Origin of the sequence: Kitasatospora sp. GP30 (assembly GCF_029892145.1) — a bacterium.
Taxonomy (GTDB): domain Bacteria; phylum Actinomycetota; class Actinomycetes; order Streptomycetales; family Streptomycetaceae; genus Kitasatospora; species Kitasatospora acidiphila.
Window position 1 is genome coordinate 321,752 of record NZ_JARZAH010000003.1, and the last position, 15,566, is coordinate 337,317.

At 73.1% G+C, this 15,566-nt stretch carries 13 protein-coding genes and 1 pseudogene; 7 read left to right on the plus strand and 7 right to left on the minus strand.

Annotation, left to right across the window (positions count from 1 at the left end; all coding sequences use genetic code 11):
• Positions 1-12: 12 nt before the first annotated feature.
• Entirely contained in the window at positions 13-942 is a 930-nt protein-coding gene (locus P3T35_RS07350; RefSeq protein ID WP_101379750.1) for a hypothetical protein, read from the minus strand.
• 173 nt (positions 943-1,115) lie between these two features.
• Here P3T35_RS07350 and P3T35_RS07355 point away from each other — a divergent pair, with 173 nt between their 5' ends.
• Positions 1,116-2,243: an alpha/beta hydrolase-fold protein gene (locus P3T35_RS07355; RefSeq protein ID WP_180356393.1), complete on the plus strand. Its 1,128-nt coding sequence runs from the start codon at positions 1,116-1,118 to the stop codon at positions 2,241-2,243.
• 39 nt (positions 2,244-2,282) lie between these two features.
• Here the strand turns inward: P3T35_RS07355 and P3T35_RS07360 are convergent, their stop codons facing one another.
• Positions 2,283-3,617: a cation:proton antiporter gene (locus P3T35_RS07360; RefSeq protein WP_101379751.1), complete on the minus strand. Its 1,335-nt coding sequence runs from the start codon at positions 3,615-3,617 to the stop codon at positions 2,283-2,285.
• 531 nt (positions 3,618-4,148) lie between these two features.
• Here P3T35_RS07360 and P3T35_RS07365 point away from each other — a divergent pair.
• Positions 4,149-5,366, plus strand: coding sequence for a cytochrome P450 (locus tag P3T35_RS07365; protein ID WP_180356395.1), 1,218 nt, complete (start codon positions 4,149-4,151; stop codon positions 5,364-5,366).
• A gap of 62 nt (positions 5,367-5,428) precedes the next feature.
• Here the strand turns inward: P3T35_RS07365 and P3T35_RS07370 are convergent.
• From P3T35_RS07370 to P3T35_RS07380, 3 genes and pseudogenes are all read right to left on the minus strand, one after another.
• Positions 5,429-5,530, minus strand: a pseudogene (locus P3T35_RS07370) (amidinotransferase); the annotation flags it as partial.
• Between the two features lie 60 nt (positions 5,531-5,590).
• Positions 5,591-6,874, minus strand: coding sequence for an amino acid permease (locus P3T35_RS07375; RefSeq protein WP_280704707.1), 1,284 nt, complete (start codon positions 6,872-6,874; stop codon positions 5,591-5,593).
• 124 nt (positions 6,875-6,998) lie between these two features.
• A complete protein-coding gene (locus P3T35_RS07380; RefSeq protein ID WP_101384936.1) occupies positions 6,999-8,048 on the minus strand; it encodes an aldo/keto reductase in 1,050 nt (349 codons plus the stop codon).
• A 123-nt stretch (positions 8,049-8,171) separates the two neighbouring features.
• Between P3T35_RS07380 and P3T35_RS07385 the strand changes: the two genes are divergently transcribed.
• The 5 genes from P3T35_RS07385 (at position 8,172) to P3T35_RS07405 (ending at position 12,642) form a co-directional block, all read left to right on the plus strand.
• Positions 8,172-8,552: a MerR family transcriptional regulator gene (locus tag P3T35_RS07385; RefSeq protein ID WP_101379753.1), complete on the plus strand. Its 381-nt coding sequence runs from the start codon at positions 8,172-8,174 to the stop codon at positions 8,550-8,552.
• A gap of 44 nt (positions 8,553-8,596) precedes the next feature.
• Entirely contained in the window at positions 8,597-9,205 is a 609-nt protein-coding gene (locus P3T35_RS07390) for a nucleotidyltransferase family protein (RefSeq protein WP_101379754.1), read from the plus strand.
• A gap of 174 nt (positions 9,206-9,379) precedes the next feature.
• Complete coding sequence (locus P3T35_RS07395; RefSeq protein ID WP_280704710.1) at positions 9,380-10,267, plus strand: hypothetical protein; 888 nt, start codon at positions 9,380-9,382, stop codon at positions 10,265-10,267.
• Positions 10,268-10,638: 371 nt separating this feature from the next.
• On the plus strand, positions 10,639-11,457 hold the full coding sequence (locus tag P3T35_RS07400; RefSeq protein WP_228718750.1) for a hypothetical protein: 819 nt from the start codon (positions 10,639-10,641) through the stop codon (positions 11,455-11,457).
• A gap of 366 nt (positions 11,458-11,823) precedes the next feature.
• On the plus strand, positions 11,824-12,642 hold the full coding sequence (locus P3T35_RS07405; RefSeq protein ID WP_101379755.1) for an iron-sulfur protein: 819 nt from the start codon (positions 11,824-11,826) through the stop codon (positions 12,640-12,642).
• Between the two features lie 21 nt (positions 12,643-12,663).
• Here the strand turns inward: P3T35_RS07405 and P3T35_RS07410 are convergent, their stop codons facing one another.
• Both P3T35_RS07410 and P3T35_RS07415 read right to left on the minus strand, forming a co-directional pair.
• Entirely contained in the window at positions 12,664-14,871 is a 2,208-nt protein-coding gene (locus P3T35_RS07410) for a SpoIIE family protein phosphatase (RefSeq protein ID WP_101379756.1), read from the minus strand.
• 141 nt (positions 14,872-15,012) lie between these two features.
• On the minus strand, positions 15,013-15,423 hold the full coding sequence (locus P3T35_RS07415) for an ATP-binding protein (protein WP_101379757.1): 411 nt from the start codon (positions 15,421-15,423) through the stop codon (positions 15,013-15,015).
• Between the last annotated feature and the right edge of the window lie 143 nt (positions 15,424-15,566).

Below are 15,566 nucleotides of genomic sequence, written 5' to 3' on the forward strand. Positions count from 1 at the left end.
GGGCCGTGGTGCTTACGGCTGCGGGTACTGGCCGGGCGGCACGTCGCTGGTGGTGGCGTTGCCGCCGAGGGTGGCCTTCAGGGTGAGGGTGAGCGTCGAGTAGGTGGTGTCGGTGGTGGTGAAGTCGGCGCCCTGGTCGAACTTGGTGTAGCTGCAGTTCTGGGTGAACTTCTTGGTGCCGGAGTCCCAGTCGCCGCCGCCCGCGAAGTAGATGTCGTAGTGGCCGTCGCGAAGCCCGTTCATCTTCGCGGTCTGGCCCTTCTGCACGTAGAACGAGTACGCGGCCTGACCGTTCTGCGAGAGCGTCAGCACGGCGTCCACGTCGCCGTTGCCGTTGTCGACGGTCAGTTGGCCGCTGCCGTCGTTCTGGCCCTGGCGGACGGCGGTGCCGTTGTCCAGGGCGCGGTGCTGCGCGGCGGGGGTCTGCGGCACGGTGAAGGTGAAGCTGTAGCCGGAGCCGGAGATGGTCTGCAGCGCCGACTGAATGTCCTTGAGGCCCTGCATGCCGCCCACCTCGGCCAGCGCGGAGGAGGTCGCGCAGACCTTGTCGTCCCCCATGTCGGTCTGCACCTCGCCCGCATTGCCGCCCAGGGTGGTGAGCGCCGTGGCGAGCTGCCCGTTGTCGACGCTGACCGCGGGCGGCACCGAGGCGCCCTGCAGGCCGGTGGCGCCGCTCTTCGCCGCCGTCTCCAGGTTGGAGAGCGCGGTGCGGAGGTCGTCCATGCTGCCGGCCGAGGCCACCTTGGCCAGTGCGTCGTTGACCGGGCCGACGTAGGTGGTCAGCGTCGCGCCGTAGGGATCGGGGCTCGGCGAGGTGATGGTGCCGATCGCGTCGCCGCCGTTGCCGCTGTGCTTCGGCGGCGGACCGGGCGTGGAACTGCAACTCGTGACCAGGAGCACCGCGCCGACCAGCAGCGCGGCGTGCGGCAGTGAACGGGACATGTGTGAACCGGGCAAGACAGCCAGCCCCCCAAGACTCCTCGCGTGCGCAGCCCTCGCGTGCGCGTGCGCGATCAGCCTCCCGCAGTCCGGTTCGGCCGGTCAACACGGCTGGTCGGCCGCTCGGGGAGGAGCCCCGACGCAGCCGGTATGAAAAGGTCAACTAGGATCGCCGGGTGCTCGCGCTGACCGGAACCCCACTGCAGATCATTGCCTGCGTGCTCGCCCTGCTGGCCTTCGTCGCCACCATCTGGCTCTGGCCCAAGCTGGGCGGCAAGGGCTGGAAGGCGATGCTCGGCCGACTCGGCGCGTTCTTCGGCACCCAGGTGCTGGTGCTGGTCGCGATGGGCCTGATCGCCAACTCCTACTTCGGCTTCTACACCTCCTGGACCGATCTGCTCGGCACCGCCGGCGGGCCCGGCACGGTGGTGGACCACAAGCCGAGCAACGCCCTGTCGGTCACCGGCGAGCAGAAGGTCTACAGCACCCAGGGCTCGGCCCCGGAGCGCTCCGGGCTGATCCAGAAGATCAACCTGACCGGCGCGCAGTCCGGACTGAGCACCTCGGGCTACGTCTACCTGCCGCCGCAGTACTTCCAGGCCGGCTACGCCAAGCAGCAGTTCCCGATGGCCCTGGTGCTCACCGGCTACCCGGGCACGGCGGAGAAGCTGATCACGCTGATGCAGTGGCCGACCACCACGCTCCAGGCGATCCAGGACAAGAAGCTGCCGCCGACCGTGCTGGTGATGATGCGGCCGACCCTGGTGGGCAACCGGGACACCGAGTGCATGGACGTGCCGCACGGCCCGCAGGTGGAGACCTTCTTCACCGAGGACCTGCCCAAGGCGCTGGCCACCGGCTACCGGATCCTGCCGGCCGCCTCCGCGCACGCCGCGATGGGCGACTCCACCGGCGGCTACTGCGCGCTGAAGTTCGCGCTGCGCAAGCCGGACGCCTACGGCGCGGCGGTCGCGCTGTCCGCCGACTACTCGGTCAGCAACGACCCGACCACCGGCGACCTGTTCGGCGGCAGCGCCCAGTTGAAGCAGGAGAACGACCTGGTCTGGCGGCTGCGCAACGCCCCGGCGGCCCCCGTCTCGCTGCTGCTGGCGACCAGCTACAACGAGGACAACTACAAGGCCACCCAGGAGATGGTGGGCGCGTTCAAGGCGCCCACCAAGCTCTCCACGATCACGCTGAACAGCGGCGGCCACAACTTCCACACCTGGTCCCGGGAGATGCCGCCGGCCCTGGAGTGGCTGGGCCACCAGCTGTCCGTGCCGGCCGCGCTGACCGCCTCCTGACGGCGCTCTGAGAGCCTTCTGCGGGACCGCTGAGCAGCGCTACACCCGTTCCACCTCCTTCGCCTGCCCGAACTGCCGCTCCCGGCGCCGCAGTTCGGCGGGCGTCTGGACGATCCTGGCCATCGCGGCGCGCAGCACCGGCGGCGCCATGGTGGAGGTGACCACGGCGACCAGCACGATCACCGTGTAGCCGGCCGAGTCCAGCACCCCGAGGCGCAGCCCGACCATCGCGATCACCACCTGCACCACGCCGCGCGCGTTCATCCCGGCCCCCAGCGCCAGCGCCTCCCAGCGGTTCAGTCGGCTGGCCCTGGCGCCCAGGAACGCCCCGCCGAACTTGCCCGCCACCGCGACCAGCAGGGCGGCCGCGGCGGTCAGCGCGACCATCGGGCGCCCCAGCGCCGTCAGGTCCATCCGCAGTCCGGCCGAGGCCAGGAAGACCGGCGCCAGCACCGCGGTGACCACGGTGCGCAGCGGTGCCAGGGCCATCGGCCCGACCGAGCGGGAGGCGGCGATCGTCACCCCCGCCACGAAGGCGCCGAAGATCGGCTCCAGGCCGAGTGCCTGGGTGCCGGCGGCGGCCAGCAGCATCAGCACGGTGGCGGTCGCCGACAACACGCCCGCGCCGCCCGTCCGTTCGGCCCGGCGGAAGAGCGGCGGGATCACCCAACGGGCGAGTGGCACCGCGGCGGCCAGCACCACCAGCAGGGCCAGCACGGCATGCAGCACGGCGCCGCCGGTCACCCCGGTGGTGGCCATCGCGGTCACCAGCGAGAGCAGCACCCAGCCCACCGCGTCGTCCATCATCCCGGCGGTGAGGGTGAGTTGGCCGATGTCGCGGTGGAGCAGGTCCATGTCCAGCAGAGTCTTGGCGATCACCGGGATGGCGCTGACGCACATCGCCACGCCGAGGAAGGCCGCGTAGACGGCGTGATCGGTGTGGCCGCTCGCGGGCAGCAGCAGCCCCAGCCCGACGCCGAGGGCCAGCGGCAGCGTCAGCCCGAAGAGGCTCACCCGCAGGGCGGCGCCGCTCTGGTGGCGCACCAGGTCGACGTCCAGGTGGCTGCCGCTGATCCCGACCAGTAGCAGCACGCCCAACTGGGCGACCGCGTCGAGCATGTGGACCTGTTCGCTGTGCTGCGGGAACAGCCAGCCGGCCGCCCCGGGCGCGAGCGCGCCGAGCAGCGAGGGCCCGAGCAGCACCCCGGCGGCCAGTTCGCCCACCACCGCCGGCCAGCCCAGGCGCACCGCGAGCCGGCCGAGCAGCAGTGCCAGGCCCAGCAGCGCGGCGAGTTGGAGCAGCAGCAGGAGCATCGAGTGGGCGCCGATCGGCGCCAGGGGCGCACCGGCCGCCACGAATTGAGATCCGCTCATCTCCCCGTCGTAGCAGGCGAACCGGGGTTGTGGCGGCCGTCGGGGCGAACGCGGGCGCACTTGGGCGGGTTTGCCGGCCGAGATCGGAATACCGCGAGGGCGGGTGACGAGTTCACCGCCGCAGTTGGGGCAAATGTCCCGCATCGCGTCACCTCGCGGCACGCGGAATGTGCGCCCGTGCCGGCAGATACGGGCGAGGCGGGCGAAAGTGCCGCGGTCTGGCACTTTTCGCAGCGATCGCATATCTCCAAGGCCATGGCACTCCTGTCGCTTTCGGCGTTTCCGTTGGCCGGATTGGCCACCGGACAAAGTTGAGTGCCCATTGTCAATGATAAAATTGAATGCCCATTGTCAATACGGTGATCTTCATCTGGAAGCATCGACCAGGACGAATTCGCCCAATTCCGGCCGCCGCATGAATTCGTATCCGTACACCTGTCGATCCCCTTGACGGTCCTGTGTATGAACCGTGAATCTGTCAACCAGCCACGTGGACAAGTGAGTTCAGTCAGTCCGGAAAGGACCACCGTGATGAGCAGTCCAGAGGCGATCGAGCGCCTTGCCGCCGATTTCATTCACCAGCCCTACGAGCTCTACGGCAGGCTGCGCGCCGAGGGCCCGGCCAAGGAGATCGTGATGCCGCACGGCGTCAAGGTCTGGATCGTCACGCGCTACGACGACGTGCGGATGCTGCTGGCCGACGACCGGGTCAGCAAGGACGGAAGACGGGTCAACCAGCTCTACGCGAGACACTCGGGGGCCGACGAGTCGTCGACCAGCTTCAACGACGACCTGACGGCCCACATGCTCAACTCGGACCCGCCCAAGCACACCAGGCTGCGCAAGCTGGTGGCCCGGGAGTTCACCACCCGCCGGGTGGAGCAGATCCGGTCGCAGATCGTCGCGGTGGTGGACGAGTTGCTGGACCGGATGGAAGGGCGCGACGAGATCGACCTGGTGGCCGACTACGCGGTCCCGATCCCCATCACCGTGATCGCGGAACTGCTGGGGATCCCGGCCGAAGACCGCGCGCCGTTCCAGGGCTGGGCCACCACGCTGGTCGGGGCCGACCACGCGCCCGAGGAGGTGGAGGCCGCCTCCAACGCGGTCATCGAGTACGCCAGGCAGTTGCTGGAGCGCAAGCGCGCAGAGCCCCAGGACGACCTGCTCAGCGGCCTGGTGCACGCCACCGAGGACGGCGAGTCGCTGTCCGAGGCGGAACTGGTCGCGATGTTCTTCCTGCTGGTGGTCGCCAGCCAGGAGGCGTCGACACACATGATCGGCAACTCCATCCTGGCGCTGCTGCGCAACCCGGAGCAGTTGGCCAAGCTGACCGGCGCCCCCGAGCTGTACGGGTCGGCCTTCGACGAGTTGATGCGCTACGACAGCACGGTCAGCATTGCCAGCTTCCGGTTCACCAAGGAGCCGATCCCGCTGAGCGACGGCGTGACCATCCCCGCCGAGGAGATCCTGGTCCTCTCGCTGGGCTCGGCCGGCCGGGACCCGCACAAGTTCGAGCAGCCCGAGGTCCTGGACGTCACCCGCAAGCACGCCGGTGTGCTGGGCTTCGGCCACGGCGTGCACTACTGCGTCGGGGCACCGCTGGCCCGGGTGGAGATCGAGATCGCGCTGCGCCGGCTCTTCGAGCGCTTCCCGGGGCTGCGACTGGCTCGGCAGCCGCAGGAACTCCGCTACCGGAACAGCACGTTGATGCGCGCTCTGACGGCTCTCCCAGTCGCCGCCAAGTAACGGCGCACCCGACGGAGCGGCCCGGGACGAGATGTCCCGGGCCGCTCCGTCGTGTCAGCGGATCATGAACGCAGGTCGAGGGTGCGGCACTTGACGCTGCCGCCGGTCGGCAGCAGTTCGGACGGGTCGGCCCCGATCGGGTTGAAGCCGCGGTCCCTGAGCTGCTCCCCGTCCTAGCAGGTCGGCCGCCCTTCCCACGCGTGCCGCGGCAAACCCTGCCGCACTCAGGCGAGTTCGCGGACTCCCGGCTTCATCTCCCGCCCCCGGTAGCGCTGGTAGCCCAGCGCGCCGGCCGCCAGCAGCAGCGGCCACAGCAGGTAGGGGCCCGACATCACCAGCAGCACCGCCACCGCGGCCAGCGCCACCAGCGCCAGCCACCAGGCCGGGCTGCGGCGCGGCAGCAGCCGTACGGCGGCCGCCACGCCCATGACGTAGACCGCGGTGAAGCAGCCGGTGGTGAGCAGCACCAGCGGCTGCGGCCCGACGCCCGCCAGTTCCACCGCACCCAGCGACAGCCCGGAGAGCACCGTGATCACGGCCAGGCTGCGCCGCGGCACCTCCCCCGCCATGCTCCCCCGGGCCAGCCCGGCCGGCAGCTGCCCGTCCCGGCCGAGCGCCGCGCCGAGCTTGGCCGCGCCCGCCCAGTAGGCGTTCATCGCCCCCAGGGTGAGCAGCAGTGCCGACCCGGCCGCCAGCCAGCGGGCGTTGCCGCCGAGGCCGGTGGCCATCAGATCGCCCAGCGGCGCCGAGGAGTCGGCGGCGCCCGGCCCGAGCACCACGATCACCGCGAACGCCAGCGCCAGGTACAGCGCGCCGACGAGCACCACCGCGAGCGCGGTGGCCCGGGGCAGGTCGCGGCGCGGCGAGCGGAACTCCCCCGCCAGGTGGGTGATCGCCTCCCAGCCGGCGAAGCTCCATACCAGCAGCGCCGCCGCCGAGCCGACCGCGCCCCAGCCGTGCGGCGCGAACGGGTGCAGCCGGGCCAGGTCGGCGTGCGGCAGCGAGGCCGCCACGGCCGCCACCAGCAGGGCCACCAGCAGGCCGGCCAGCCCGAGTTGGAACCGCCCGGAGACCTTGACGCCATAGGTGTTGCCGAGCCCGACCAGCACCATCAGCACGGCCGCTGTCACCCCGGTGGTCAGCTGACCGCCGCCCACCGCGGCGGCCACATAGGCCCCGCCGAACAGGCCGGCCGCCGCCGCTCCGCACGGGATGGCGAAGTAGAAGCACCAGCCGGTCACCGCGGCGGCGCGCGGCCCGAACGCCAGCCTGGCGTAGTAGGAGACCCCGCCCGCGTCCGGGTAGCGGGAGCCGAGCGCCGCGAAGACCGCCGCCAGCGGCGCGGAGAGCACCACCAGGGCCACCCAGGCGAGCAGCGAGGCCGGGCCCGCGACCTTGGCGGCCAGCGCGGGCAGGGCGATCACACCGGTGCCGAGCACCGCGCCGACGTACATGGCGGTGCCCTGCACCAGGGTCAGGGAGCCGCTCGAAGTGGATTGTTCCGTCACTTCGAACACTCTTTCACCTAAGGACCCGCCGGCACTATAAGGAATTCGCGGTACTCCGGGCGTCAGGCGGCCGCAGTGCTCCGGGGCTCAGGCGGCCGCGCGTCGGCTGCGGGTGCTCCCAGGCTCAGGCGGCCGCGCGCTGCCCCGGCAGGCGCCGCCGCTGCGCCGGGTCGGTCAGGGCGGGGTGGGTCCAGGCGCCGTCCGGGTGGTAGAGGTTGGTGCCGGGCGGCACGATCTCGTCGATCCGGTCCAACGCCGCGTCGTCCAGCTCCAGTTCGGCGCCCTTGAGCAGCGCGTCCAGCTGCTCCGGGGTGCGCGGGCCGACGATCACCGAGGTCACGGCGGGATGCGCCAGCGGGAAGGCGATCGCCAGCTCCGGCAGCGTGCAGCCGAGTTGCTCGGCCAGGGCGACGAACTGCTCCACGGCGTCCAGCTTGGCGGCCGTGACGGGCAGCTCGGGGTCGAAGCGGGCCGGGGCGAGCGCGGCCCGCCCGTGGGTCAGATCGATCGGCTGATCCTTGCGGTAGCGGCCGGTCAGGAAGCCGAAGGCGAGCGGGCTCCAGGTCATCACGCCCATCCCGTACCGCTGGCAGACCGGCAGCACCGAGGCCTCGATGCCGCGCGCCAGCAACGAGTAGGGCGGCTGCTCGGTGCGGAACCGGGGCAGCGCCCGGCGCTCGGCGGTGTGCTGCGCCTCGACGATCTGCTCCGCCGGGAAGGTGGAGTGGCCGAACGCCCGGATCTTGCCGGCCCGGACCAGGTCGCCGAGCACCCCGAGGGTCTCCTCGATGTCCGTGGTGTGGTCCGGCCGGTGCACCTGGTAGAGGTCGATCCAGTCGGTGTCCAGGCGGCGCAGGCTGTCCTCCACCGCCCGGGTGATCCAGCGGCGCGAGTTGCCGCCCCGGTTGGGGCCCTCGGTCAGCGGGAAGTGCACCTTGGTGGCCAGCACCACGTCGTCCCGGCGCCCGCGCAGCGCCTTGCCGACGATCTCCTCCGACTCCCCGGCCGAGTACATGTCCGCGGTGTCCACGAAGTTGATCCCCGCGTCCAGCGCGGTGTGCACGATCCGCGCGCACTCCTGGTGGTCGCCGTTGCCGATGTACCCGAACATCATGGTGCCCAGGCCGTAGCTGCTGACCTCGATCCCGGTACCGCCGAGAGTGCGGTAACGCATGGTGGTGCCCCCTTGCTCGCCGGCGTCGCCTTGCTTGCCGGCGTCGCTCACTGCCTGGGAACTGTAGGGACTAGAGTCGGCTCTAGATCAAGGCCCCTGTCCTGGGCCCCTATCCTGACCAGCATGGATCTGACCATCGGGCAGGTGGCCGAGCGGACCGGGCTGAGCGTCCACACGCTGCGCTTCTACGAGAAGGAGGGCGTGCTGGCCACGCCGCCGCGCCGCGCCGCGGGCGGCCACCGGCTCTACGCCGAGCACGACGTGGAGTGGCTCAACCTCTGCGTGGTGCTGCGCGGTTCGGGCATGCCGCTGCCGGAGATCCGCCGCTACACCGAACTGGCCCGCGCCGGCGCCGGCACCGAGCGGGAGCGCCTGGAGCTGCTGCGGGAGCACCAGCAGCGGCTGCGCGGCCAACTGGCCGAGCTGGGCCGCTGCATGGACGTGATCACCCACAAGGTCCACTGCTACGAGGACTACCTGGACCAGCAGGACCAGACGGAGTAGCGGTATGTCCGACCTGGCCCAGCGAAACGTGACGGAGTAGCGGCATGCCCGAACTCGGCGACGTACCCGCCGTCCCCGCCCTGGTGCTGGCCGCCGGCGGCGGGCGGCGGCTCGGCGGCCGCCCCAAGGCGCTGCTCGGCCTACACGGTCGGCCGCTGGTCGAGCACGCCGTCCGGGTGGTCCGGGAGGGCGGCTGCGCCCCGGTCGTGGTGGTGCTCGGCGCCGCCCGCGACCAGGTGGCGGCCGCCGCCGACCTGACGGGCTGCACGGTGGTCGCCAACCCCGACTGGGCCGCCGGCATGGGCGGTTCGCTGCGCGCCGGCCTGGCCGCCCTGCCGCCCGGCAGCCCGGCCGTCCTGGTGACCCTGGTCGACACCCCCGGCGTCACCCCGCCCGCGGTGGCCCGGTTGCTCGCCGCCCACCGGGACGGCGCCCAGCTGGCCGCCGCCGGCTACGCGGGCCGCCGCGGCCACCCGGTGCTGATCGGCGCCCGCCACTTCGCCGAGGCCGCCGCCGGGGCCACCGGCGACGCCGGCGCCCGTGCCCTGCTGGCCGCCCACCGGGCCGAGCTGCGGCTGGTCGAGTGCGGCGACATCGCCGTCCCCGACGACCTGGACACGCCCGAGGACCTGGAGCGCTGGGGCGTCGACTGAAGGGGTCGAAGAAGAGGGCGGCTGACGAAACCTCGGGCCGCGCTGCCGCCCGTGAACACGTGGGCTATTTGACCCTGATTGCACCCTGATCATTACGTTAATCACTGCCGCGGCGGCCCCGGATCGGGGACGATGGAGGCGACCCGCCCACTCCACCAGAACGGACGGTGTGCCTTGTCCGGTTACCAACTGCCCGACGACTTCACCGGTTCCGGCACCCCGGACCTACCGGAGGCAGCCACCAGCCCGGCCGCCGCGCGAGCCATCCGCTGCCCGGCCTGCCGCCGCGAGCACGTCTACGAGCCGCCGACCTTCCCGTGCCCGTGCGGGGCGGCGCTCAAGGTGCCGCTGCTGCGCGGTGGGGTGCCGGTGCAGGTGCGGTTCCGCTCCTGGGAGGACTCCTGGCTGAGCATGCGCTGCCCGCAGTGCGGCCGCTCCGACCAGTGGCCGCAGCCCGAGTTCATCTGCAACTGCGGTGCCACGGTGCGGCTGCCGGTGGACCGCGCACCCCGCCGCGGTGCGGCCTCGCGCCCGCTCGGCAGTCCACGCCCCGACACCCCGACCGCGCCGTTCTACGCCGAGGGCGGCCCGCAGCCCGGCCCCGCCGGCGGACCGGACCGGCGCCCGCCGACCCACCCGGGGTCCGGCGCCTCGCGGGAGCGGCACCAGCAGCGCCAGCCGTTCCGCCCGCATCCGATCCGCTCCAACCAGGACGCCGTACTGGCCGCCGCCCGCTACCTGGAGTGGCTCGGCTTCGGGGAGGTCGAGCTGGCCGAGGGCACCGAACGCGAGGCGGTCACGCTGCTCACCGGCCGCATGGTGGCCCAGGTCGACACCTGGCCCGAGCAGGCCGACCTGCGCTCGGTGGAGTGCCTGTGGCTGCAGACCCTGCATGCCGAGGAGATGGCCGCCGCCATGTTCACCATGTCCGGCTACTCGCACCAGGCCACCGTCCGCGGCGAGCAACTGCTGGTCGCCCTCTTCAGCTTGGACGAGGGCGGGGTGCCGCACCCCGTCAACGGCGCCGCCGAGGCACTGCTGGAGACCGGCTGGACGTCCTGACCCGTTGGGCTTGGACGTCCTGACCCGTTGGGCTTCCTGATCGATTGAGCTCCTGATCCATCGTCAATCCATCTCCCCTGGCAGGCCATCTACCTCCGTAAACGCCGTGCGGCCCGGGATGAGGGAAAAAACCCGTCGCGCTCGTGATCTGGTGCACAAGCTCGGTCGCGTGTTGAATTGCGATGCTCCACGGCCACGCCGTGGCGCACCGCAGGCCCGTGGGACACGCACACAAGGAGGTGGCGTTGTCGGAGCACGGAACAGCCCCGCTGAGCGGGGAGACGCGCGGAAGAGGCACCGGGGCGGAACATCACGGGCCGCCAGGGGTGCCACCGCACGGTGGGGGGCTTCATCCGGGCACGGCCGGCCATCTGGACGAGATCACCAGCGGCACGGTCTGGCGGCTGAGATCCCGCGCCTGCTGGCAGGAGGCCGCCGAACTACTGACGCCGACCGCCGACCGGGACCCGAGGGCGGCGTTATGCCGAGCCGAACTCCTCATCGAGCAATGCCTGTTCACCGCCGACCACTGGGAGGAGGCGGAGGCCGCGCTGCGGCTGGCCGAGGCCGGGGTGACCAGTACCGAGCAACGGGCGGCGGCCGCCTGCGCCCGGGGGTTCCTCGCCTATCTGGGCAGTGTGCTCGGCCCGCGCGACCGGCTGGACGAGGCCCAGGCCGCACTCGGCCGCACCTCGGCACTGCTGCCGCCGCACGCGGCCGGCCGGCCACTGCTGGACTTCAGACGCGGGCTGGTCGCGGAGAACCTGCTGCGCGACCAGACCGCCGCCTGGATCGCCTACCGCCGGGCGCATGACGGCGCGCTGGCCCACGGCGACACCCTGCTGGCCTCCTCGACCTGGCGGCACCTGGCCGCGCTGGCGCTGGCCGGCGGCGACCGGGTACGGGCGCGCGAGGGGTTCGCCGCCTCACTGCGGCTGCGCGAGGAGCTGGGCTTCATGGTCGGGGTGGCGCCGGCGCTGGCGGCGCTCGCCGAGGTCAGCGAGCCGGACGAAGCCCAGCAACTGCGTGCCGAGGCCGGGCGGCTGGTCCAGTCGCTCGGCGGGGTCCCGGTCTGGCTGGTCGGCCGCCTCGGCGACACCGCCCCACCCCCCAGCGGCCCACCAGGCGCCCCCCTGGGCGCCCCACCCCGAGCCCGCCCCGGCGCCCCCCGCGGCCGCAGGACGAACTGAGGAGCCACGCGGCCGGCCCAACCACTCGGCACAGCCCCGCCCTGGCCGGCCGGCCGCCCCACCCTCAGCGACCCACCAGGTGCACCCCTAGGCGCCCCACCCCGGCACCCCACGCGCCCACGCACCCGCAGGGCCGAGCGCCGCAGCGTGCACGCCCGCACGCCCGCACCCGCACCCGCACGCCCGCAGCGCCGTGTGGCCGTGCTGCGGGCCACCCGGACGGACCAGGCCCCAGCGGAGATCGGACGCCCTGTCAGCTAAGGTGAGGCTTACTTGATCGGGTGAGGCGTGCGCGCCTCACCCGATCGGTTTTCCGCCGCACCCGGGCTCGTGTGGAGCACCGGCCGACCCGTTGGGGGCCTCGCCATGACCGCGCGCAGCGCCGCCCCGCCCGTCCCCTGGGCGACGGCCTACCCGGCGTTCACCCGGGTCTTCCCGGATCTGCGGGTGCGGCTGGACCGGCGGCTGGATGGGCGGCTGGAGCACGGCTGGGTGCCCGTCCGCCGACTGCTGGGCTCACCTGCGCTGCGGGCCCGGCTGATCACCGACGAGTTGCGCGCCGCCGAGCGCCGCTACGGCCGCGCGCCGCGCCCGGACGTGGCCGCCGGCTTCTGGCTGCACCGGTACGCCTGGCCGCTGTGCCTGCTGTTCACGCTGCCCTGGCTGCTGCAGCGGCGGGTGCCGCTGTTCGGGCCGGAGCGCCTGGCGTGCCGTCACCAACCTCGGGGCGGACCGGCCGAGTTGGCCGTGCTGGGCAGTGGCTCGACGCGCTTCGCCTGTCTGCCGGACGATCCGTCGGCCGGCCACCCGGGCGCCCTGGTGCTACCGAACCAGGTCACCCTGGACGCTGCCCTGCGCCGCACCGTCGCGGCCCAACTCGGGCCGCTCTTCGCCGCGTTCGGCCCCGAGCTGCGGCGCGGCCCGCGCACCCTGTGGGGGCTGGCCACCGATGAGCTGGTGGAGGGGCTCTGGTTCGCCGCCAGGCTGCTGGGCGAGGAGGCGCGGGCCGTGGCGGCGCTCACCGGGCTGCTGCCCGCCGAACCGTTCGCCGGCGCGGCCTCCTTCCGCTCCGACGGCCCGGACCTGCGGCGCTCCCGAGTGAGTTGCTGCCTCTTCTACACGCTGCGCCCGGACCGGCCCTGCGCCGGCTGCCCGCGCAACTGCCGCCAAGCCAGAGCCAACTGACAACAGATGACTGACGCAGCGTCAGTTCTCCTCGCCGCCCGCCGTCAGCTCGAACCACATCCGCTTGCCCGAGCCGCGCGGCTCCACGCCCCAGGAGTCGGCCAGTGCCTCGACCAGCATCAGGCCGCGCCCCGAGGAGGCCTGCTCACCGGGTGTGCGGCGCTTGGGCCACAGGTCCGACTCGTCCTCGACCTCGATCCGCAGCCGTGGTTCGCGGCCGTCCTCGCGGTAGAGGCGGGCGGTGAACATCGCGTCCCGGTCGGTGTGCCGGATCGCGTTGGTGACCAGCTCGGAGGCGAGCAGCTCGGCGGTGTCGATCAGCTCGGCGACTCCCCAGCGGCGCAGCGCGTCCCGCAGCTCGCCGCGCAGCTCGGAGACCCGGGCCAGGTCGGCCTGGCCGATCCGGCGGCGCAGCTGCTGGGCCGCGAGCCCGCCCTCGGGGCCGTCCCAGCGCAGCAGCAGCAGTGCGATGTCGTCCTCGCGCTCGGCCGAGTCGGCGGCGCGGTTCGCGATCCGGTCGGCCAGCGCCTCGATCGGGTCGCCGTCGGCGAACGGCAGGTCCCCGGCGACCGAGCCGCAGAGCCGGCTCATCCCGGTGTCCAGGTCCATCGAGCGGGACTCCACCAGCCCGTCGGTGCAGAGCACCACGGTCTCACCCGGGTCCAGGCTGAACCGGGTGACCTGGTACTCCTGGTCGGCGGACAGGCCGAGCGGCAGCCCGCCGACCACGCTCTGCACGGCGCTACTGCCGTCCGCGCGGCGCACCACCGGGTCCAGGTGGCCGGCCCGGACGGCGTAGACGACGCCGTAGTCGACGTTGACCTCGGCGTAGGTGCAGGTGGCGAAGTGGTCGGTGTCCAGGTCGGCCAGGAAGCGGGAGGCGCGGGCCATCACGGCGGCCGGCGGGTGGCCCTCGGCGGCGTAGGCGCGCAGCGCGATCCGCAGCTGGCCCATGATCCCGGCCGCGTGCACGTCGTGCCCCTGCACGTCGCCGATCACCAGGCCGACGTGGCCGCCGGGCAGCGGCACCACGTCGTACCAGTCGCCGCCGATCTGCAGCCCTGAGCCGGCCGGCAGGTAGCGCACCGCCGTGGTCACCCCGGAGACGCTGGGCACGGTGCGGGGCAGCATCACCCGCTGCAGGCCGGCGGCCAGCTCGTGCTCGGCGTCGTGCAGCCGGGCCCGGGCCAGCGACTGGGCGACCAGGCCGCCCAGGGTGGAGAGCAGGGTGCGCTCGTCGGCGTCCAGTTCGCGGGCCTCGTCGAAGCTCACCACGCACAGGCCGATGGTCCGCCCGCTCGCCACCAGCGGCAGGAAGGCCCAGGCGCTGCGGCCGGCGGCGGCCGCCTTGGGCCAGGCCTCCGGGTAGCGCTCCTGGTACTCGGCGCGGCTGGACAGGAAGATCGGCAGGCGGTTGCGGATCGCCTCGGCGGCCGGCTGGAACGGCTCCAGCGGCATCCGGTCGTAGTTGGCGACCGTCTCCCGGGGGTACCCGGTGGCGCCGAGGACCTGCAGCCGGCCGGTCTCGAAGGCGGCCAGCACCAGGCCGTCCGGCGGCAGGCCGGGCAGCGGCAGCTCGGCGAAGACCCGCGCCACGTCGCGGACCGTCACCGCCTCGGAGAGCGCCCGGGCGGCCTCCTTGATGAACCGCGAGCGGTCCTCGCGCAGCGCGGCGTGCCGGTCGGCGTCCTCGCGCTTGTGCAGCTCGGCGGTGGCGTCCCAGATGAAGCCGACCATCCGGGAGGGCCGGCCGAACGCGTCGGCGAGCACCCGGCCCCGGAACCGGACCGCGTGCAGCGCGCCGCCCGGGAAGACGGTGCGGTAGTAGGCGCCGCACTGGCCGAGCTCGGCCACCGCGCGCTCAACCCGCCGGCGCACCACCGGCGCGTCCTCGGGGTGGAGCAGCGCGAGGAAGGCCTCGGAGCTCAGGCTGAGGTTGGATCCTGCCACGCCGAGAATGGTGGCGGCGCGATGGTCGGCCTCGATCAGGTCGCGCCGGATGTCCCAGTCGAACGAGCCGATGCCGTTGGCGGCCATCGCCGGCTCCAGCCACTCCGGGGTGGAGTCGCCGCCCTTGGTAGGGAGCGGCTGCACGGCCGGCAGCGCGGTGGGGACGGTACTCAGGCCTGCGGTGTGGCCGGTGGCTCGGGGCCCGGGGCGGCGGCCGCCCTGGGTCGGCGGGCCGATCCGACGACTTGCGGGCCCTTGCGGCTCGGGCTCAGTCGCCATGGTTCTCCTGCCCATGCCAGGTCCAGTGGTGGTGGTGCGGGACGCCAGGTCCGAGCACACATTCTCACTATCCTGTCGAATGTTCGGCGCGGGAGCAATGGCGACCGGCAGCGGCGGCCGGCACCACCGTGCCCTCGCCGGCTAACCGCCCAGCTCGAACCAGGTGACCTTGCCGCTGGCGCGCAGCCGCACCCCCCAGTCGTCGGCCAGTGCGTCGACCAGCAGCAGGCCGCGGCCACCGGTGGCGTCCGCGTCGGCCGCTCGGGGCCGGGGCAGGCCGGTGCCCCCGTCGCTGACCTCGATCCGCAGCCGGTTCTCGGAGGTGACGGCGGCCGCCAGCCGGGCACCGGTGCCGGTGTGCAGCAGGGCGTTGGTGACCAGCTCGCTGGCCAGCAGTTCGGCGGTGTCGGCCAGCTCGGCCAGGCCCCAGTCGGCCAGCGCCTCGCGCAGCCGGGCCCGCAGCGGGGCCAGCGCGGCCAGGTCGGCGGGGGCCACGGCGCATTGGAGCGCGCACGCGGTGTGCGGGGTGTCCCACTGCTGCTGACGGTCCATCAGGCACGCCCCCCAGCTACGCCCGGTTCGTTCCCGTCCATCGTGAGCGCCGCCGCCCTGGGCCGCAACGGTGCGTGCGGGGGCTCGCGAGGTGACGTGCTGCTGACAGTTCGTCAACTACGCCCCCGCCGCGATCTCCGTCG

Excerpts from the sequence above, each read along its gene's own strand:
- P3T35_RS07350 (WP_101379750.1), bottom strand. The coding sequence starts at position 942 with ATGTCCCGTTCACTGCCGCACGCCGCGCTGCTGGTCGGCGCGGTGCTC.
- P3T35_RS07360 (WP_101379751.1), bottom strand. The coding sequence starts at position 3,617 with ATGAGCGGATCTCAATTCGTGGCGGCCGGTGCGCCCCTGGCGCCGATC.
- P3T35_RS07365 (WP_180356395.1), top strand. The coding sequence starts at position 4,149 with ATGAGCAGTCCAGAGGCGATCGAGCGCCTTGCCGCCGATTTCATTCAC.
- P3T35_RS07380 (WP_101384936.1), bottom strand. The coding sequence starts at position 8,048 with ATGCGTTACCGCACTCTCGGCGGTACCGGGATCGAGGTCAGCAGCTAC.
- P3T35_RS07385 (WP_101379753.1), top strand. The coding sequence starts at position 8,172 with ATGGATCTGACCATCGGGCAGGTGGCCGAGCGGACCGGGCTGAGCGTC.
- P3T35_RS07390 (WP_101379754.1), top strand. The coding sequence starts at position 8,597 with ATGCCCGAACTCGGCGACGTACCCGCCGTCCCCGCCCTGGTGCTGGCC.
- P3T35_RS07405 (WP_101379755.1), top strand. The coding sequence starts at position 11,824 with ATGACCGCGCGCAGCGCCGCCCCGCCCGTCCCCTGGGCGACGGCCTAC.
- P3T35_RS07410 (WP_101379756.1), bottom strand. The coding sequence starts at position 14,871 with ATGGCGACTGAGCCCGAGCCGCAAGGGCCCGCAAGTCGTCGGATCGGC.
- P3T35_RS07415 (WP_101379757.1), bottom strand. The coding sequence starts at position 15,423 with ATGGACCGTCAGCAGCAGTGGGACACCCCGCACACCGCGTGCGCGCTC.